Annotated in this window: 19 protein-coding genes; 18 read left to right on the top strand and 1 reads right to left on the bottom strand. The window is 37.6% G+C overall.

Annotated elements, in window-relative coordinates; all coding sequences use genetic code 11:
• Nucleotides 1–4: 4 nt before the first annotated feature.
• The 17 genes from EIH20_RS00570 to EIH20_RS00490 all read left to right on the top strand — a co-directional run bounded on the left by EIH20_RS00570 (nt 5) and on the right by EIH20_RS00490 (nt 17284).
• Nucleotides 5–955: a magnesium transporter CorA family protein gene (locus EIH20_RS00570; RefSeq protein ID WP_124057405.1), complete on the top strand. Its 951-nt coding sequence runs from the start codon at nt 5–7 to the stop codon at nt 953–955.
• 139 nt (nt 956–1094) lie between these two features.
• Nucleotides 1095–1649 (top strand): QueT transporter family protein, encoded by a 555-nt coding sequence (locus EIH20_RS00565; RefSeq protein ID WP_124057404.1) that lies wholly within the window; start codon nt 1095–1097, stop codon nt 1647–1649.
• 12 nt (nt 1650–1661) lie between these two features.
• Nucleotides 1662–1883, top strand: coding sequence for a DUF2829 domain-containing protein (locus tag EIH20_RS00560; protein WP_124057403.1), 222 nt, complete (start codon nt 1662–1664; stop codon nt 1881–1883).
• Nucleotides 1884–2666: a 3-oxoacyl-ACP reductase gene (locus EIH20_RS00555; protein WP_241152354.1), complete on the top strand. Its 783-nt coding sequence runs from the start codon at nt 1884–1886 to the stop codon at nt 2664–2666.
• Nucleotides 2667–2680: 14 nt separating this feature from the next.
• Complete coding sequence (locus EIH20_RS00550; RefSeq protein ID WP_124057402.1) at nt 2681–3637, top strand: nucleoside hydrolase; 957 nt, start codon at nt 2681–2683, stop codon at nt 3635–3637.
• Nucleotides 3638–3805: 168 nt separating this feature from the next.
• Nucleotides 3806–6427: a pyruvate, phosphate dikinase gene (gene ppdK, locus EIH20_RS00545; RefSeq protein WP_124057401.1), complete on the top strand. Its 2622-nt coding sequence runs from the start codon at nt 3806–3808 to the stop codon at nt 6425–6427.
• Between the two features lie 22 nt (nt 6428–6449).
• Nucleotides 6450–7076 carry a helix-turn-helix transcriptional regulator gene (locus EIH20_RS08590; RefSeq protein WP_124057400.1) on the top strand — a complete coding sequence of 209 codons (627 nt, stop codon included), beginning with the start codon at nt 6450–6452 and terminating at the stop codon, nt 7074–7076.
• Between the two features lie 3 nt (nt 7077–7079).
• A complete protein-coding gene (locus tag EIH20_RS08585) occupies nt 7080–7892 on the top strand; it encodes a pyruvate, water dikinase regulatory protein (RefSeq protein ID WP_124057399.1) in 813 nt (270 codons plus the stop codon).
• A gap of 402 nt (nt 7893–8294) precedes the next feature.
• Nucleotides 8295–9242, top strand: coding sequence for an ABC transporter substrate-binding protein (locus tag EIH20_RS00530; RefSeq protein ID WP_124057398.1), 948 nt, complete (start codon nt 8295–8297; stop codon nt 9240–9242).
• Between the two features lie 18 nt (nt 9243–9260).
• A complete protein-coding gene (locus tag EIH20_RS00525) occupies nt 9261–10139 on the top strand; it encodes an ABC transporter permease (protein WP_124057494.1) in 879 nt (292 codons plus the stop codon).
• Nucleotides 10140–10151: 12 nt separating this feature from the next.
• Nucleotides 10152–10952, top strand: a complete 801-nt coding sequence (locus tag EIH20_RS00520) for an ABC transporter ATP-binding protein (RefSeq protein ID WP_124057397.1) — start codon at nt 10152–10154, stop codon at nt 10950–10952.
• Between the two features lie 485 nt (nt 10953–11437).
• Nucleotides 11438–12754, top strand: coding sequence for a bifunctional folylpolyglutamate synthase/dihydrofolate synthase (locus tag EIH20_RS00515; protein WP_124057396.1), 1317 nt, complete (start codon nt 11438–11440; stop codon nt 12752–12754).
• Between the two features lie 106 nt (nt 12755–12860).
• Complete coding sequence (gene folE / locus EIH20_RS00510; protein ID WP_124057395.1) at nt 12861–13415, top strand: GTP cyclohydrolase I FolE; 555 nt, start codon at nt 12861–12863, stop codon at nt 13413–13415.
• Nucleotides 13415–13897: an HD domain-containing protein gene (locus tag EIH20_RS00505; RefSeq protein WP_124057394.1), complete on the top strand. Its 483-nt coding sequence runs from the start codon at nt 13415–13417 to the stop codon at nt 13895–13897. The genes folE and EIH20_RS00505 overlap by 1 nt, the downstream gene beginning before the upstream one ends.
• 11 nt (nt 13898–13908) lie before the next feature.
• Nucleotides 13909–14718: a 2-amino-4-hydroxy-6-hydroxymethyldihydropteridine diphosphokinase gene (gene folK / locus EIH20_RS00500; RefSeq protein WP_124057393.1), complete on the top strand. Its 810-nt coding sequence runs from the start codon at nt 13909–13911 to the stop codon at nt 14716–14718.
• Nucleotides 14719–14855: 137 nt separating this feature from the next.
• On the top strand, nt 14856–15875 hold the full coding sequence (trpS, locus tag EIH20_RS00495) for a tryptophan--tRNA ligase (protein WP_124057392.1): 1020 nt from the start codon (nt 14856–14858) through the stop codon (nt 15873–15875).
• A gap of 116 nt (nt 15876–15991) precedes the next feature.
• The gene (locus EIH20_RS00490) at nt 15992–17284 is read left to right on the top strand and encodes a ferric reductase-like transmembrane domain-containing protein (protein ID WP_124057391.1); all 1293 of its coding nucleotides are present in this window, start codon (nt 15992–15994) and stop codon (nt 17282–17284) included.
• A gap of 201 nt (nt 17285–17485) precedes the next feature.
• On the opposite strand, the gene EIH20_RS00485 is transcribed toward EIH20_RS00490, so the two are convergent.
• Nucleotides 17486–18862, bottom strand: coding sequence for a glutamate mutase L (locus EIH20_RS00485; RefSeq protein WP_164470828.1), 1377 nt, complete (start codon nt 18860–18862; stop codon nt 17486–17488).
• A gap of 189 nt (nt 18863–19051) precedes the next feature.
• On the opposite strand from EIH20_RS00485, the gene EIH20_RS00480 reads away from it, so the two are divergent.
• A complete protein-coding gene (locus tag EIH20_RS00480; RefSeq protein ID WP_124057389.1) occupies nt 19052–20431 on the top strand; it encodes an MATE family efflux transporter in 1380 nt (459 codons plus the stop codon).
• Nucleotides 20432–20555: the final 124 nt, after the last annotated feature.

Raw genomic sequence — 20555 nt, 5'->3', positions numbered from 1 at the left:
CCCTATGATCGAGACAATAGAATTCCAAGACCCTAGCAAAGCAAATGGCGTTATTAACTTAACTTGGTTAAAAGTGACAGATCCCACTCAAGAAGAGATAAATCAATTATTGCAAGATTATCCCATGCCAGAAGATTTTATTACAGGTGGTTTAGATGGCTATGAAGTACCACGCACAGAAAGTTTTACCGATCAGATGGGGCAGCTTAAACAGCTCTATATCTTTCTGCATCCCTTGAAACAGGAAGAGAGTCATAAAATGGATATCTACACCGTGGTTCCTATTTCTTTCATTATGATGGATGATAAAGTGATCACTGTCAGCCAGAAAGATTTACCTATTTTGGCTGATTTTGCGACTACATTTATAGAAAATCCTCTCCACCAAAATGATGCCCTTTCTTTTCTGTTGAGCCTATTTTGGTTAATTGCTCAACGATATATCGTCTTATTAACAGAAATTGATCAACGTATTCATTACTTAGAACACCAAGCCATTCATTCAAGTGATAAAGATATTTTTTATGAACTCATTGGATTAAATAAAGGGTTAGTCTTTTTTGAAACGGCCATTGAAGGCAATCGATCCATTTTAGAAAGTATCAAAAATAGTTTGAACCAAGAAGAGAACATGATAAAACATCAATCTCTGCTTCGTGATGTACAAGTTGAACAACATCAAGCACATGTGATGATTTATGAATCCAAATCGTTAATAGAAAAGCTGTCAGATATGATATCGAATGTGATTAACTTTAATCTGAATAATATCATGAAAGTCTTAACTTCGTGGACCATTCTCTTAACCATTCCGACTATTTTGGGTGGACTTTGGGGAATGAATGTTGCCTTACCATTAGAAAAAAATCCCATGGCTTTTTTGATACTTAATGTCCTATGTATTATAGTGATGATTGCCATCTATTTCTATTTGAAGAAGAATAAGATGCTTTAGCTTTTGCATGGATTGCGGTTAATTATAATGTCTGTTATAATGACTCATAATTGTAAGACCTGCGGCACTTCAGTAGGCTCAGCCTCCTCCTTTGGTCGCAGTATATTAGTAGGTTTTTACCTATAAAGGAGAATGAAAAATGAATAATCAACATTACCAAGGCGGGAAACCGTCTCTATTTTCGACCCCTCAGGATTTGGTACGTTCTGCACTTGTTATCGCTTTATATGTAGCAACTACCTTATTACTCCTTCCATGGTCTTTTGGCCCAATTCAACTTCGACTATCCGAGATGTTAAACTTCTTAGGTCTTTATCATCCGAGATATAAGTATGCGATTACTTTAGCTGTATTTATTGCTAATTTCGCGCAATATGGCCCAATTGATATGGTGGTAGGTAGTTTAACAACCTTAGTTTCTTTTTGGATGGCTATCAAGGTAGGGGATTGGATAATTAAGTTATGGCAAGCTTATCGGCCGATACCTTTTAATCCAATTTTAGTAAAATATGGGACGCTCGTCTTTTTCTTTGCCTTCAATTGCTTTACAATTGCTTTGATGATTAGTTATTTGACAGTGGATGTAGCTTTTTGGCCAACGTATGCTTCACTCTTCTTCTCAGAGGGAACCGTTATGTTATTAGGGGCTTTTGTCTTTTATCCTATCAGTCAACGTCTAAATTTTTATCAGTAAAGGAGAAATAGTATGAGTTTTGAAGAAATTTTACCTGAACTTAAAGCTGGGAAAAAAGTTATTCGCCAAGGTTGGCATGGCCTAGAAGAATACGTATGTTTAATGGATCCTAAAGAACTTGAAGGTCAGACCATGAATCCTTATTTTGTCATTATGGTAAAAGGGGAAGGTTATACTATGTTTACACCGACCGTGTGTGATATTTTGGCAAATGATTGGAAAGTAGTGGCCTAATTGACGGATTTAATCTTAGAACGAACAGCTTCTTTACCAAAGCAAATGACGGTTTTGATTACAGGAGCGGCATCGGGTATTGGTTTGGCTCAGTTTCGTTTATTTTTTGAGCAGGGACATCGTGTAATTGGATTGGATCGGCAAGCGATGCCTAACGAATGGCAAGAACGAATTAGCCTTAATCAAGATTCAGCCAGCTTTTTTAAAGTGGATTTAACCGATTTAGCTCAATTAAAAAAAGTATTTGAGCAGATTGAGGAGCGGGTGACTTCGTTACATGTCTTATGTCTGACGGCAGGCCAATTAGATCAATATGCTAATATCGAAGAAACTTCGTGGAATGATTGGCAGTCTATTTTGGCGACGAATCTTACCGCCGCTTTTTCCGTAACCAAATTAGCTTTGCCATTGATGTTAAAAAATGCAAGTTCACGTTTGATTGTTATGGGTTCTATAGCCGGTTTAACGGCTGGTGGTGGAGGGATTGCCTACACGACTAGCAAACATGCTCTTATCGGTTTTACTAAGCAAATGGCTTATGATTATAGTAGACAAGGATTGAGGGCTAATGTGATTGCACCAGGGGCCATCGTGACACCCATGAATCTGGCAGATTTTCAAGAAGATGCTAAAATGGCTCATTGGGTTCAAGAACAAACACCAATTGGGCGTTGGGCGCAAGCGGAAGAGGTAGCTCAATTAAGTTTGTTTTTGGCATCTGATGCAGCTGATTATATTCAGGCTTCTGTTATTCCAATCGATGGTGGTTGGTTGAACCGCTAGAAGGGGGAAACATCATGAAACCCAAGCTTATTTTAGATATTGATCCTGGTATTGATGATAGTCTAGCTTTATTGTATGTTGGTTTATCTGACCATTTCGATTTGTTAGGTGTTACTATTTCAAGTGGAAATGTGGATAGCCAACAAGGGTATGCCAATGCTAAGCATGTCTTAAGTTTACTGGCAATGAATCACATTCCTGTCTTTATTGGACCAGGCACTAGCCTATATCAACCGTATACTGACGCTCGAGATACCCACGGACAAGATGGTTTAGGGGAGCAAATTTTTGCTTCGTTTTTACCTTCGCCAGAGAAGTCGGCCAGTCAATATATCCTCGATCAACTGGAACGATTTCCAAAGCAGATTACAATTATGGCACTTGGGCCATTAACTAATTTAGCCTGTTTATTGGAGGAACGGCCAGAAGGATTATTACTGGCTAAAGAAATCCGAATTATGGGTGGCGTCCATACTGTTAAGGGAAATTGTTCTGATGTTGCTGAGTATAATTTTTGGTGTGACCCGGTGGCAGCCGCAATTTTTTTCGAAAGTAAGTTACCTCGGGTATATGTTTATACCTTGGATGTGACCTATGATATTCTTTTAACACCGAACATGCGGGAAATGATTCACCAATTGCAAGGGCCGATTGCTGCCTTCATTTATCAAATTACTGGTTTCTATGTTGATTTTCACTGGAAACAAGAACGGACTTTGGGGTGCATCATTAATGACCCTTTAGTTCCGGTGGATATGATTCATCAAGTTGTAGAGTTTGAACCAGCAAGCATCCAGATGATCATTGAAGGAGAAAAGCGGGGACAGGGTGTCACCACTTGGACAGAAGATGGCCATATATTGGTCTCAAAAAAGGTGGATGGACGGGCCTTCTTTAAATATTTCTTTGCAAGCTTATTTAAAGACCAACAAGCAGATATCGATCTGATATGGACCAAAAAGATGATCTAAAAGGGTGCTAGCGCAATCAATAAGACGCATTATATCTCGGTTTTAACTAAAAAAGATAATAAATTAATTAAAAGTACGCACTATTTAATATAGTGCGTACTTTATTTTTATTAATGCGTATTATATAATGTGCCCTGTAAGATTATACAAGTATTAGGAGGATGACAAATGAAACGTGTATATGCCTTTGAAGAAGGAAATGCATCAATGAGAGATGAGTTAGGTGGCAAAGGGGCCAACCTAGCTGAAATGATGAGCTTGGGTTTACCTGTTCCTAATGGTTTTACCATTACGACAGCAACCTGTATGGAATATTTAAATAATGGTCAAGTTTTATCAACTGAAGTTAAAGAAGAAATCAAAGCTAGTTTAGAAAAATTACAAGCTAAAACTGGCAAAGCTTTCTCATCTAAAGAAAGTTTATTATTAGTTTCAGTACGTAGCGGTGCCAAATTCTCAATGCCTGGTATGATGGATACCATTTTAAACTTAGGCTTAAACGATGAAAACGTAGAAATCTTAGCACAACTTACACAAGATCCACGTTTTGCTTATGATTGCTATCGTCGTTTATTACAAATGTTTGGTTCAGTTGTTTATGCAATTCCAATGAAACACTTTGAAGGTTATTTAACGGATTATAAAGCTGATAAAGGTTATCAAAATGACGCGGACTTAACAGCTGACGATCTTAAAGTTATCGCTAATCGTTTTAAAGAAGTTTATGTTGAACAGTTAAACAAACCCTTCCCTAACGAACCTGTTGATCAAATGTTAGAAGCAGTTGAGGCTGTTTTCCGTTCATGGATGAACGAACGTGCGATTGTTTATCGTGAATTAAATGATATTCCAGAAAATATTGGTACAGCTGTAAACATTCAAGAAATGGTTTATGGTAATAGCGGACAAAATTCAGGAACGGGTGTGGCTTTCTCACGTAACCCTTCGACTGGTGAAAATCGTCTATTTGGTGAATACTTATTGAATGCCCAAGGTGAAGACGTTGTTGCCGGCATTCGGACACCAAGCCCAATTTCAGCTTTAGCAGATCAAATGCCAGCTGTATATCAACAATTTAAAGAAGTAGCAGAGCAATTAGAAAAACACTATAAAGATATGCAAGATATTGAGTTCACCATTGAAAATGGTAAATTATATTTCTTGCAAACACGTAACGGAAAGCGGACTGTTAAGGCAGCCTTTAAAGTTGCTGTGGACATGGTAAAAGAAGGCTTAATCACTAAAGAAGAAGCCGTATTAAAAATTGCGCCAAAATCGATTGACCAACTTCTTCACCCAACCTTTGATGCTAAGGCTTTAAAAACAGCTCAATTAATTACTGATCGTGGCTTACCAGCAAGCCCAGGTGCTGCTACTGGTAAAGTATATTTCACTGCTGAAGAAGCGAAATTGCGCGTAGAAGCTGGCGAAAAAGTTATCTTAATGCGTCAAGAAACTTCACCTGAGGATATCACAGGTATGGTTGTTTCGGAAGCTATTGTTACAACTCATGGTGGAATGACTTCTCATGCTGCTGTAGTAGCACGTGGTATGGGAACATGTTGTGTCGTTGGTTGTAGCGATTTAGATATCAACGAAGTTAACAAAACTGTTTCTTATCAAGGTGGCGTCTTGCATGAAGGCGATTTGATCTCGGTAGATGGATCATCTGGTCGCTTATACTTAGGTGATATTGATAAATCTTATTCTGAAAATAATGCCGATTTCGACCAAATTATGGCTTGGGCAAAAGAATATCGTAAGATGGATGTACGCATGAATGCTGAAACACCAGCGGATATTCAAGTTGGTTTGAATTTTAAAGCGAGTGGTATTGGTTTAGTTCGTACAGAGCACATGTTCTTCGGTCCAGAACGTTTATTGGAAATGCGTCGCTTTATCTTATCAAGTAACGAAGATGAACGGTCAAAAGCTTTAGAAACCATCTTAAATTATCAATTAGATGACTTTAAAGCTATCCTAAAATTAAATCATGAAAATGGAACGGTTATTCGTTTATTAGATCCACCATTACACGAATTCTTACCAAAAACAGATCAAGAAAATGAAACAGTGGCTAAACAATTAGGAATTTCCCTAGCTGTATTAGAACGCCGTGTGCATGAACTAGCTGAATTTAACCCAATGCTAGGTCACCGTGGTTGCCGTTTAGCTATTACTTATCCTGAATTATACACAATGCAAGTTGAAGGAATTATTCGTTCAGCAGCTCAATTAAAAGCAGAAGGTATTGAAACGAAACCAGAAATTATGATACCTTTAGTAGGAACTATTGAAGAATTTACTATCCTTAAAGCGCAAATTGTTGAACGTATTGATGCTGTTCAAGCTGAATTGGGTTGCCAAATCGCTTATACTATCGGAACGATGATTGAAATTCCTCGGGCTTGCTTAATTGCTGACCAATTAGCTCAAGTCGCTGATTTCTTCAGCTTTGGTACTAACGACTTAACGCAAATGACCTTTGGTTTCTCTCGTGATGATGCAGGCAAATTTATCAATGAATACTTAACTGAAGGCATTTTACCAGTAGATCCATTCCAAACTTTAGATGTGGATGGGGTAGGTCAATTAATTAAATTAGCGGTAGAAAAAGCTAGGGCTGTTAAACCTGATTTGAAGATTGGGGTTTGTGGTGAACTAGGTGGCGATCCACAATCTATTGAATTCTTTAATAATATTGGTTTAAGTTATGTTTCTTGTTCACCATTCCGTGTACCAATTGCACAACTTGCTTCTGCTCAAAGCGCGATCAAAGCAAACAAATAACTAAGATAGGTTGGAGGTCAATATGGAGTTAAGTCAACGTCAATATACAATCATTGATATCGTTAAAGCCCATGAGCCCATTAGTGGGGATAATATTGCGGCTAAGTTAGGCTTAACAAAATCGACCATTCGATCTGATTTAGCCGTCTTGACAATGTCGGGTGTCTTAGATGCCCGACCTAAAGTCGGTTATATCTATTCAGGACTGGATTTTAATCCTTTGGTACAAGAGCATTTACATAATGTGAAAGTAAAAGAAATTATGGTTGCTCCAACTGTTATTAAAGCAGATACAACTATTCAAAATGCGATTACTCATTTATTTATGTATGATGTGGGATCGCTTTATGTAGTTGGGGGACCCGAAAATGAATTAGTAGGCATCGTTTCGCGTAAAGACTTACTCAGAAGTATTGTCGGTGGAGCGGATACTCAAGATACTGCAGTTGCCATCGTGATGTCGCGTATGCCAAATATTGTAACGGCTTATCCAGAGATGACGGTCATGAATGCCGCTAAGCTCATCACAAGGCATCAAATTGATTCACTTCCAATTATGGAGAAACCTAATTCAAAAAAAGTAGTAGGAAAAGTATCAAAAACTTCACTGGTAAATTTCTTTGTTGAAGTTGCAGAAGGGATGGAATAAAGCATGAACGATTTAGCATTAACAGTTTTTGTCATTTCAGATTCGATTGGAGAAACGGCTCAACGCGTCATTCATGCCGCTTTAGCTCAATTTCCTAATTTGGAAAACGTTGAAATTCACAAGTTTCCGTATATCAAACAAGTAGATGAGTTAGAAGCCATTTTACAAGATGCCGTGACTATGAAAGCTATGGTGGTCACCACTTTGGTTGATTATCAATTGAATATTTTTGCAGCTAGTTTTGCTCAGAAAAATCAACTGAAGTATATTGATTTTATGTCGCCACTGCTATCGATGATTCAAACTCAAACGCAACAAGAACCTCTTATGAAAAGTGGTTTAATCCATAAAATGGATACCGACTATTTTAAAAGGGTTGAAGCCATTGAATTTTCGGTAAAGTATGACGATGGCAAGAATATTTCTGGCTTATCTAAGGCTGATATTGTAGTTCTTGGAGTATCACGTACTTCAAAAACCCCTCTAAGTATGTATATGGCAAATCGTTCTTTTAAAGTGGCTAATGTACCTTTAATCCCTGAGTTAAATCTACCAAAAGAACTCTATCAAATTCCGTCTCACAAGATTATTGGTTTGACAGCAAGTCCTAAGTATATTATGAATATTCGTGGTGAACGAATTAAAATGCTAGGATTAAACGAATCAACTAACTATAATGATTTAGATCGAATTAAAGCGGAATTGAGTTTTGCTGAAGATCTTTATGCTGAATTAGGTGCTTTTGTCATTAATGTAGAAAATAAATCTATTGAAGAAACAGCTCAACAAATTGAACATCATTTAAAACATTCATAAAATAATAAAGAAGATCTTGGCGAGAGGCTGAATGTCGTCAAGATCTTGTTTATTAGCGTATTTTAATAAAATTATGAGAAAACACTTGTTCTTTTCTCATAATCGTGCTAGTATAACTAATAACAAAACACGTTAAAGGATGGTAAGCATGACAAGTCGATTACTTTCAACTCAAAATGTCTTTTTTAGCTACTTTAGATAGCGTTTGTATCTAGCTTATAGGTACAAACGATGAACTTTTCAAGTTTGTATCTATGAGGAGCTAAATTGATAGTGTCCACATAGAGATTAATCTAAGTGGGCACGAGTTGTGAACAATCGATTTGGTCATTATATGACTATTTCCTTGAGCCTAGTTAGATTAGTCTAACTAGGCTTTTTTGTATATTAAGGAGGAATATAATGAAGAAAATTCATCTGGGTCTTGCCATAGTTATTTTAATAACGACTTTAATTTATAGTATGTCGCAACAAAAAAATGACCATATTTTAAATATTGGTATTCTCCAATATGTTGAACATCCATCCTTATCGGCGACACGACAAGGGTTTGTTGAAGAGCTCGATAAATTAGGATATCGCCAAGGAAAAAACCTTAAAATTACCTATTTGAATGCTGGAGCCGATGTATCCAATCTTCAATCTATGAGTGAGAAGTTGACTAGTCAAAATGACCTTGTTTTTGCGATTGCAACACCGGCAGCTCAATCCTTGGCTAATGTTAGTCAGGACGTTCCCGTATTATTTTCTGCTGTTAGTGACCCAAATTCAGCTGGATTGTCAACAAATTCAAAGACCTCCTCGATTATAGTAACTGGAACAAGCGACGCGGCTCCTATCAAACAACAAATTAATTTATTGGCTAAAGTTGTAAAGCCTAAGTCCAGTATAGGCTTAATCTATAATTCCGGCGAAGCAAATTCGAAAGCAGAAGCGACTAAAGCTCAAAAGTTATTAACTGAATCAGGTTATAATGTGGTACTAAAAACAGTCACTTCGACTAATGATATTAATCAAACGCTAGAGGCATTAGCTAAGCAAGTGGATGGCCTGTTTTTAGTCAATGATAATACAATTGCAAGCGCTATGCCTTTGGTAGCGCAAATTTCTCAGCAACATCATTTACCTGTTATTGGTGGATCGCAGGATATGGTGCAAGCAGGCGGATTAGCGACCTATGGTTTAAATTATAAGGAGCTGGGTAAACAAACGGCCCGCATGGTGATACGAGTTCAAGCTCATAATAAAAAGGATAACCCTATTCCAGTTGAAACGGCTCAAGAAATTCAGTTAGTTATCAATCAGAAAACAGCTAAAGCCTTAGACATTAATCCGGATATTTTAAAATAGAAAGAGGGAAAAGCGATGATTTCAATTATTATTTCCAGTTTAACGCAAGCCATGGTTTGGGCTGTGATGGCCATTGGTGTTTATATAACTTTTCGATTATTAGATATTGCTGATTTAAGTGCTGAAGGAGCCTTTCCACTTGGCGCTGCGACAGCTGCTGTAGCTATCAGTTCAGGAATCCATCCAATTATTGCTACAATTTTAGCCATCGTTTCAGGTTTAATTGCGGGGTTAATAGCTGGTTATATTCATACTAAATTAAAGATACCCGCACTATTAACCGGTATCTTAGTCTTGACTGGTCTATACTCGATAAATATTCATGTTATGAAAGGACAACCGAATATTACTCTTTTGGGAAAGCAAAGTATCTATAGTCTTGGACAAGCAGCTCTACCAATCTTAAATCGTAATGTGGTGATTATCCTCATAACCGGACTTATTTTATTTTTTGTGATTCTAGGTTTAGTATTATTTTTACATACGGAAGTAGGCTTGGCATTTCGAGCTAGCGGGGATAACGACAAGATGAGTCAAGCTAATGGAATTAACACGAACCGTATGAAAATTTTAGGTTACATGGTGGGAAATGGCTTAATTGCATTAAGTGGTGCCCTAGTGGCTCAAAAAGATGGCTTTGCTGATATTGGAATGGGAATCGGAACTATTGTCATTGGACTGGCCTCAATTATTGTAGCTGAAGTAGTTTTGCCCCATACCTCAATTGGAGTACGTTTATCATCGATTATTGTCGGGAGTTTCATTTATCGGCTAATCATTGACGTCTTGCTAAATCAACCGTTTATCTTAATCAGCCCTGGCGATTTACGCCTCTTTTCAGCCATCATTCTACTGGTTGTCCTTTGTTTGCCTGACTTGAATAAACGAAAAGCCTAGGGGGGATACAAGATGAAAGAAAGCATACAATTAATTAATCTTCATAAAACATTTGAAAAAAACACTATTAATGAAAATCATGTATTAAAAGGAATTGATTTGGAATTAGCTTCTGGTGATTTTGTATCAATTATTGGTGGTAATGGTGCAGGTAAATCTACCTTATTAAATTCGATTGCCGGATCCTATAGCTTGGACCAAGGACAAATTTTAATAAAGGGAGAAGATGTTACGCGGTGGCCAGTCCATAAACGGGCAAGTAAGATTGGTTACGTCTTTCAAGATCCGAAATTGGGAACTGCTGTACGCTTAACCATCCAAGAAAATCTAGCTCTAGCTCGCAAAAGAGGGTTAAAACGACAACTAGTAAGAGGGGTGACAGAAGACCTTCAAGAAGAGATGAAATCTCGGTTAACCAAGTTGAATCTTGGCCTAGAAGAGCGACTAAATACTGAAGTGGCGTATTTATCTGGTGGTCAACGACAAGCCTTAACTTTATTAATGGCAACCTATCAAAAACCGGATTTACTCTTGCTAGATGAACATACGGCAGCTCTAGATCCTGCCACGAGTCAAATGGTTATGACGATTACTGACCAATTAATTCGTGATTATCAATTAACGGCCCTTATGATTACTCATAACATGGCTGATGCAATCAAATATGGAAATCGTTTAGTCATGTTAGATCGTGGTAAAGTGGTTCTGGATTTAAATCAGGAACAAAAGGCACAGCTAACTGTTGTTGAATTGATGCAAAAATTCCAAGACGTAACAGGCAATCAAATCGTAACCGATCAGATGCTACTCTAATATAGGGATATCAACCATTATTATCGAGGCAATTCCTAATATCATGTATTATATTGTGGTTAATAAGTGAAAATAATTTCAATATCCCTTTAATATCCATCCTTGGACCTAGTGAAAAGAGAGACGTTTGTTGTACAATCTAGGTAGCAAGGAGGGCTGAAAGTGAATAATAAACAACGCCAAAGAATGAGAATGATCATTACTACTGTTGTTACCGGTCTAGGTCTACTTGTTTCTTATTTGAACCGAAAGCAATAAGGATCAAGCTTTATTTGATTATCATAATTTCTAAGTTAGCGGGGTTGCTGCTAAGAGCAGGACCTCGTTACTTTGTGTATAGGGTGTCGAATGATGGCAAAAAAATAAAATTTCACAGTCATTAATTCTAATCAAATTCTAATGTTGAAACATTGAAAGCCATTTCAATTTGTTAGATATTGTATTACAATGTTTTTATGAGTAATTTTGAAGAAACGGGTGATTAGATGCATAAACAAAACGAGAGTGTTGCTTGGTTAAATCAATACCATAGCTCACAGCCCCGTCTAGGTTTGGAAAGGGTAGAGGCTCTATTAAATCTAATTGGCAATCCTCATCTCAAAGTGCCTGTTATTCACATCGGCGGAACGAACGGTAAAGGGTCGACAGTGACTTATTTGGCCAATTTATTAATGGCTAGAGGGTTTCGTGTAGGCGTTTTTTCCTCGCCATATATAACATCGTATGAAGAACAATTTCAAATCAATCAAGTTCCAATTAAGACAGAAGTATTAGCTCGCTATATTGGGGAATATCAGGCTTTATTTCAAAATCAAGTCGATAATGAAGCAATCAAAGGGATTACAGAATTTGAATTAATCACGGTTTTGGCTTATCAATATTTTTATGACCAAGCAGTTGACTTTGTGATTATGGAAGTTGGGTTAGGGGGTCTCTTGGATTCGACCAATGTCTGCCAGCCCATTCTTACGGGCATTACTACTATTGGGTTAGATCATGTTGCTATTTTAGGTAATACTATTGAAGAGATTGCTTATCAGAAAGCAGGCATCATTAAAGAGGGTGTACCAATTGTTACGGGTAATATTCCAGATGCTGCATTACAAGTTATTGAAAAGAAAGCAAAAGAAGAACAAGCTGGTCATTTTTGCTTAAATCGGGACTATAAATTAACCTACTTACCTCATAAACAAAAGAATTATGAGGAATACTTTGCTTATGAGAGTATACAATCATGTAAAGAAATTTATCATACACCATTATTGGGTCGTCATCAGACTGAGAACGCAGCTATGGCCATTCAAATGTTTGAATTGCTAGCACAGTTACAGGGATTTTATTACGATCATCAAATTATTCAACAAGCCTTAAGCCAGACTAAATGGCCTGCTCGGATGGAAATTATTAGTGAACAGCCTCTAGTCATTTTGGATGGTGCTCACAATCCTCATGCTATTGAACGGCTGATTGAAAATATGGCCCAAAATTTCCAAGATAAAAAGGTTAGTATTTTGTTTTCGTGTATTAAAACCAAAGATTTAACTTCTATGTTGACGCAAATGCAACAAATTAAAAGCCAAGCTTTTTATCTAACTAGTTTTAATCATGAGCATGCCTACTCATTAGAAGAACTATCTGAGTATAGTAATGATCACGTACACTTAGTCCATGACTGGGCTACATTTGTTAAAGACTATTACCACCAAGACCATACAAATGAACTATTACTTATCACCGGATCATTATATTTCACCAGTCAAGTACGGCATTATATCCAAACAATTCGACAAGATGTTGTATAAGCTGGCTTTAGTGGAATAGAATTAGGATTCAATTGATTTTGCACAGAATTTAACTTAATGGGGCCTCTTGCTATGCTCCATATATAATTGAAATGAGGAATGTAAGATGGACCGTAAGAAAATTGAAGAAGCAGTAAAAATGATTATTGAAGCCGTAGGCGAAGATCCGAATCGTGAAGGATTACAAGAAACCCCTCTACGTATTGCTAAAATGTATGAAGAAATTTTTCAAGGATTAGGTCAAACAGCTGAAAATCACTTGGCTAAATCATTTGAAATTGTTGACGACAACATGGTTGTGGAGAAAGATATTTTCTTCCATTCAATGTGTGAGCATCATTTTCTTCCTTTCTGGGGTAAAGTTCATATTGCCTATGTGCCAAATGGCCGAGTAGCTGGTTTATCAAAATTAGCTCGAACAGTAGAAGTTTATGCTAAAAAACCACAAATTCAGGAACGCTTAAATATTGAAATTGTGGATGCTTTAATGGACTACTTAAATGCTAAAGGAGCTATGGTTGTCGTTGAAGCGGAACATATGTGTATGAATATGCGTGGAATCCGTAAACCTGGAACCTCTACAGTAACATGCGTCTGCCGGGGTATTTTTGAAACGGATACCCAATTAAAAGATGAAGCATATCGAATGATGGGATTTTAATGAAAAATACCGATTTATTGCTACAACATCCTTTATTTTTGGAAAAACTCCAAGCATTAGAAGCGGCTGAAGCCGATCGTTTCTTCTGTAAACATGATTTAGAGCACTTTTTAGCCGTTGCTCGTATTTGCTATATTCACTGTTTAGAAGAGGGGTTAGCTATTAATAAAGATGTGATATACGTAGCAGCCTTGTTGCATGATTTAGGACGGGTTGACCAATATCAAGCGGGAATTCCTCATGATCAAGCTTCTTATCAACTTGCGCAAAGACTACTGTCTGATTTGGACTTTACGGTAGAAGAAGAAGGCCTTATTTTGCAGGCCATTGCTAAACATCGTCAAAAAGATCAAACAGATTCAGCCTCCTTTGCTAGTTTTTTTGCCTTAGCAGATAAAGAATCTCGTTTGTGCTTCCATTGTCCAGCCTATTCAGCTTGTAAATGGTCGCCAACTAAGAAAAATAGAACCATTCACTACTAGGAGGTGGTTTGGTGGATCAATTAGCAATCAAAAAACTCAAAGTTTATGCTTATCATGGAGTATTTGCTGCTGAAAAAGAATTAGGCCAACATTTTATTCTGAATGTGACACTCGATTACGATATGTCTAAAGCAGCTTACCAGGGAAATTTACGTGAATCTATTCATTATGGTGTCTTGTGTCAACAATTAACCGAATGGATGTTAGCTTCCAAAGAAGATTTAATTGAAACAGTGGCTACCAAATTAGTCGACCAAATATTTGAACATTATAGTTTGGTTCAGGCAGTGACTCTTGAAATTGAAAAACCTGAAGCCCCAGTTCCTTTAGCTCTCGACACTTGTGCAGTGAAGATTAGTCGTCAAAGAAAACGGGCCTTTGTTGCTTTAGGTTCAAATGAAGGTGAACGTCTCAGAAATTTGGAAGAGGCGATTCATCAAATGCAAGTTGCTGGGTTAAAAATAACGCAAGTTTCTACTGTCCTTGAGACGCCCGCTTGGGGTAAAACCGATCAGGCAGATTTTCTTAATCAAGTAGTTGAAGTGGATACTTGGTGGACAGCTCCCTATTTGCTTTCACAATTACAAAGTATTGAAGAACGCATGGGAAGAGTACGGCATGAACATTGGGGGCCTCGGAATATTGATTTAGATTTACTATTTTATGGTCAGGAAGTTTGGGCAACAGATGATCTTATCTTACCGCATCCTTACATTAGCGAACGGGCTTTTGTCCTTGAACCTATGGTTGAGATTGCGCCTCATTGGCTACATCCGGTGTCTGGGCGGAGTATGCGTCAATTATTAAATGAATTAAAATGAGAATTCGATAACAAAAACCAAGCAAACAAATTCTTAGTTTGCTTGGTTTTTCTCTAAATTCCGATAGATATTAGTTTAATAAATGGGTACAATGGAAATAGTAATTTATTGAATGTGAAAGATAGAGGAGAGTATATATGGAAAAAGTTATGCTTACGGGTGATCGCCCAACCGGCCGTTTACATTTGGGTCATTATGTTGGCTCATTAAAAAATCGTGTACAATTACAAAATTCAGGAGAGTTTGACCAAGTTTTCATTATGATTGCTGATCAACAAGCTTTAACCGATAATGCGGACAATCCGCAAAAAATTCGAGATCATGTAGCCGAAGTGGCAATGGATTACCTCGCGGTCGGCGTTGACCCAAGTAAAGCCACTGTATTTTTGCAATCTGATATTCCCGAAATTGCTGAATTGAATATGTATTTTCAGAATTTAGTGACAGTGTCTCGGGTACAACGTAACCCAACGGTAAAAGCCGAAATTCAACAAAAGGGCTTTGGGGAAAGTGTACCCGTTGGTTTCTTTGTTTATTCAATCAGTCAAGCGGCGGATATCTTAGCCTTTAGGGGGACCCATGTTCCAGCAGGTGAAGATCAAAAACCATTAATCGAACAAGCTAATGAAATAGTGGCAACTTTTGGACGTTATTATGATCCGAATTTATTCCAGCCTATTGAGTTAGTCTTACCGCCCAAAGGGATGGAACGTTTAGTTGGAATTGATGGTCGAGGTAAAATGAGCAAATCCTTGAATAACGGAATCTATTTAGCTGATGACGAAGATATCATTCAAAAGAAAGTAATGAAGATGTATACCGATCCAAATCATATTAATGTCGCTGATCCTGGTCAAGTTGAAGGAAATGTAGTCTTTACATATCTCGATATTTTCTGCCCAGATAAAGAGTTAGTGGCCTCTCTAAAGGCTCAATATCAAGCAGGTGGCTTAGGCGATGTGAAATTAAAACGTCTATTAAACGATGTTTTGCAAGAAGAATTGCGCCCAATCCGCCAACGTCGTTTAGAATTTGCTAAAGATCCAGCTCAAGTGATGAAAATGTTGGAAGAGGGCGGACGTCGTGCACGTCAAACGGCTGCTGTCACTCTTTCTCAAGCAAAAACTAGCATGGGTATCAATTATTTTAATCGTTAATTGAAAAGAAGTATCTTAACGGATACTTCTTTTTTGTTAATAAAACTTAAGTAGCTTTTTATTTAGAATAATTATAATTAAGCTAACCTAATATAAAATAGTAAAGAAGGTAAATTATGATAAATTTTTCGCGGTGGATTCGTATTAGTTTAGTTTGGTGTGGTGTATTACTTGTTTCGTTTATGCCACTTTATATTTCTGTCCAAGAATCTTTGCTTTTTTATAGCCCTAGTGAAAACTATTTAATTATCATAGGTTTGTTTGCTTATTTTGCCATGCTTTGGGCAATTGTTCTAGCTTGTAAACCGGCATGGATTGAGAAGTGGATTGCTTTGCCAAACTTGTATTTGGTACATGGTATATTGTCCTTGCTAGGTCTTGCTTTTGCTACATTACATAAAGCTTTCTTGGGAGCTGATGGAGTGACCAAATTCTTTGGTGATACAGCTTGGGCAATTTTAGTGGGGCTTGCTTTGATTTCTTTGTTTTTCTTTATGGGTCGCTTATTCAATTATTTACCATTTTTACAACCGTTACGTCAATTGGCTAGCCAATATGTTAAACGATTATGGGTCCTTTGGCTTCATCGTTTTAATTTGCTAGCGGTGGTTCTTTTATTCCTCCATATTGTTTCTATGCCAGCCTTTAGTGAAAATGGGCCATTTTTTATCATACTACTAGTTTACACAGGGATTAGCCTAATTTATTACGGCATATATTATCTTCAATTTTACCACCGGTTACCTAAGGGGAATTTGAGTCAAGTTCATTTAGTCGACAAAGGTATCTATCAGTTGGCAATTCAAGCTGAATCGCGTTATTTAAAAAACATTAAACAAGGTGATTTTATCTTTGTTCGTTTTCCAAAAAGTCGTGTGGATGCATTGGAATACCATCCTTTTTCGATAACCAATCATCCAGCGGCAGATAACGAAATTCGTTTGACCATTAAACAAGCCGGCGATTTTACTAACAGTTTGGACCAATTAAAGGTGAACCAACCTGTTCAATTCAGTAAAGGTTATGGCCATTTACATAAGGTTCTAACTAATCAAGGTCTTAAAGATATAGTGATGATTGCTGGCGGAATTGGTATTACACCGTTCATTTCTCTATTATCCGGTATTGTGGAAGAAACCCATCTTGATTTATTATATTCGGTTAAAAAAGAACAAAACTTCTTGTTCCCAGAAGCCTTAGCTGATTGGGAAAGCCGACATCCAAATTGGCAGCTTCACTTGCAAAAAGGCCGCTTTAGTACGGAACAGTTAACGGCTTTAGTTCCTATAGATGATCAACACCTTTATTTAATAAGTGGACCCAGTGCGATGATTCGCACCCAAGTTGCTTGGTTAAAGGACCAAGGTATCAAGGAAGAGCAGATCATTCTTGAAGAATTCGAATGGTAAGCTCCTCGATTTTTTCACTAATCTAGATATCTCATAGCAAGCTTTAAAGCAAATTGCTCCTTGAATCGATCAATAATTCGGCAAAAAACCACCAAACTAATCTTTTATCAATCTGAGGAAAAGATTAGTTTGGTGGTTTTATTTGTAAAAAGATTTCGTTATATGCTTCCACGAATGATCAAGTAAATTTAGAAAGTCTCTCTATAGCTGGCGCAAATGGTTATCGAGTAAGGTCATAGCTAATTCAGGATAGAATTGACCCAAAATACCCATTAAACTCAGCAAATAATCTTTATCTTGCCAAAGAAGGGGACTAAGTGGTCGCAAGTCCATGTCATCATTTGCCAAAGCGTATTTAAGTATATCTTTGGCTTGGGGATGATGAACTAAAATACCACCCGTACCAATGACAGCAAACACATCTTGTAGGTTTTTACCTCTTTGATAATAGGTTGCTTGATTAGGGGTGTTCACTTTTCGTAAGCTACCAACATGGCGACTAGAAGCAATATTGGTTGCTATTTGGGCGATTAACAAATCGAAGTTTAATTCTTTGTCATTATCAGCAATATAGTTGGTTTCTTGAGTACGTCGCTGAAGGGATGCTTCAATCTCTTGCAGTGACCAATCTGGAAGCGCTTGGGCTAGCTGATTAGGTGTGACACAAGAAAGAACACTTTGGGCGGATAAGCGCATGCCTAAATCGCCTTCGACGGTTCGTTTAAGTTGAGGTTCTTTCAAGCCTTCGAAGACAATGTCCTGCCGTTGGCTATAACCTTGACTATAGGAATGAACATCGGTGGTTGCGCCACCAATATCAACAACCATGATGGGTTGATTGAGTGATTGGGAAATTAATTTAGTTGTTTCAAGCACTGCGCTAGGTGTTGGGATGATAGGTTGACTAGAATGTTTCGCAATCTCATTCAAACCATTGGTGTGTAAAATTTTATCCATAAAAATTTCTCGAGCTACTTGACGAACAGGCTCGACATCCAATTCATCGACCACAGGCATCACATTATCTGTAATAAAGAGACGGTTATGAGTCCCTTCAAATGCAGCTTGGACTTGAGGAATGGCTTCTTGATTGCCAGCAAAGATAACGTCCATATGGTCAAAATACTGGGAAATTTGTTGGGCGCATTCGATAACAAAGCGTGTATTGCCGCCATTTGAACCACCGGTTAATAATATCACGTCAGGAGCTAATGATTGGATCTCGGCAAGTTTGTTTTGATCCAACCCGTAGGCATAGGTTTTAAGAATTCGGGTTCCTGCACCGAGAGCAGCGCGTTTAGCGGCTTCTTGACTTAAGGTGAGGGTGAACCCTACCACGACCATCTTATATCCACCCCATGCAGAGGAAGAAAAATATTCTTCTAATTGATCGTCTGTTATTGGTAAGCCACTTGCCTGAATGAGTGCTTGTTTAGCAGCCTGATAGCAGTCAACGATGGATGTCTGAACAGTCGTAGGCCGTGTATCCTTGGCAATAATTTTGGCTGTTTGGGTTTGTACGAGGCAAAATTTAGAATAAGTGGAGCCAAAATCGCCCAGTAAAATATAATCTTTCATAATATACCTCCAAAACATAGTAAACTTATATTATCAATAAATAACCTAAATAAAGTCAAAAACGAAGCTAAGTCAGCATTGTATACGCTTTAATCACACTTTGACACTTCCTTGATTGTAAATTACTCTTATCGTGACTAGTAAATAATGTTATAATGGCAAACGTGAACTTTAAAGGAGGATCGTTGAATGAGTCAGACTATTAAAGATAATCCAATGGGCTATCTTCCAATTCCTAGCTTGTTGCGTTCAATGGCGATACCTGCTATTATCGCTAATCTTGCCAATGCTTTCTATAATATCATTGATCAGATTTTTATTGGTCAAGGAGTGGGCTATTTAGGGAATGCAGCCACCTCCATAGCCTTCCCTTTAACGACTGTTTGTCTTGCAATTGGTTTAACAATTGGTATCGGATCAGCTGCTAATTTTAATTTGGAGCTTGGACGGCAAAATCCAGATCGAGCTCGTAAGATAGCAGGAACAGCATTTTCTAGTTTGTTATTAATTGGAACCCTTTTAGCTGTGGCTGTGCTTATTTTTCTTAAACCGATTATGTTAGCTTTTGGTGCGACAGCTCAGATTTTACCTTATGCTCTAGAATATGCAGGTGTAACAGCTTTGGGACTTCCTTTTCTCTTATTCTCCATTGGGGCTAATGCTTTAGTTCGAGCAGATGGCAATGCTAAATACTCGATGTTTGCCGTCTTAATAGGGGCAGTGTTAAATGCTATACTTGATCCCTTGTTTATTTTCCAATGGCACATGGGTATTGCGGGAGCGGCGATTGCTACCGTAATAAGTCAAATAGTATCGGCCACCTTCTTGCTCGCTTACTTGCGTCATTTTAGAAGTGTTCGATTTAGACGAAGTGATTTTATACCGCGATTTGGCTACTTTAAAACCATTGTGTCTTTAGGTTTTGCTTCTTTTGTTTTTCAGTTTTCGACCATGTTGATTCAAATTGTGACGAATATTTTGTTAAAACAGTATGGTGCAACTAGTATCTACGGGAGTGACATACCGATTGCTGTGGCGGGTATTGTAATGAAAATAAATGTCATTTTTATGGCTATTATTATCGGTATTGTACAAGGATCACAACCTGTTAATGGATATAATTATGGTGCGCGCCAATTTGACCGTGTGCGCGAAATGGTTTATTTAGTTTTAAAAGTAACCTTTGTTATTTCAATTGTAGCCTTTCTAATCTTTCAAATTTTCCCAAAAGAAATTATGGCTATTTTTGGCAAAGGAGACCAACGTTACTATCAATTTGCTGTCTATTATATGCGGGTAGTTCTTATGATGACTGGCATTAATGGGGTTCAAGTGGCAGCCGCTACTTTCTTTCCTTCAATTGGGAAAGCAGGAAAGGGTGCTATTATTTCTTTAACTAAACAGATGATTTTCTTGATGCCCCTCTTGGTGGGTCTACCTATGATTTGGGGCTTAGATGGAATTATCTTTGCGACGCCTTTAGCTGATCTTCTGTCCTGCCTTTGTGCGACAACTTTTCTCTATTTTGAATTGAAACAGATGCCAAAGCAAAACTTAACTCTTGAATAAATCAAATAGTCTAATTTATCTAATCCACTTAAACGCACTAAATAGGACTGCGTGAGTGGATTTTTTTAGTTTTTATTGCAGAATGACAAGGAAGTTTCTCTTTTAATTATATTAATTCACTTTG

Source organism: Vaginisenegalia massiliensis (assembly GCF_900604935.1).
Taxonomy (GTDB): domain Bacteria; phylum Bacillota; class Bacilli; order Lactobacillales; family Aerococcaceae; genus Vaginisenegalia; species Vaginisenegalia massiliensis.
The sequence above is the reverse complement of the archived record's forward strand: the minus strand, read 5'-3'. Positions and strand labels throughout refer to the sequence as shown.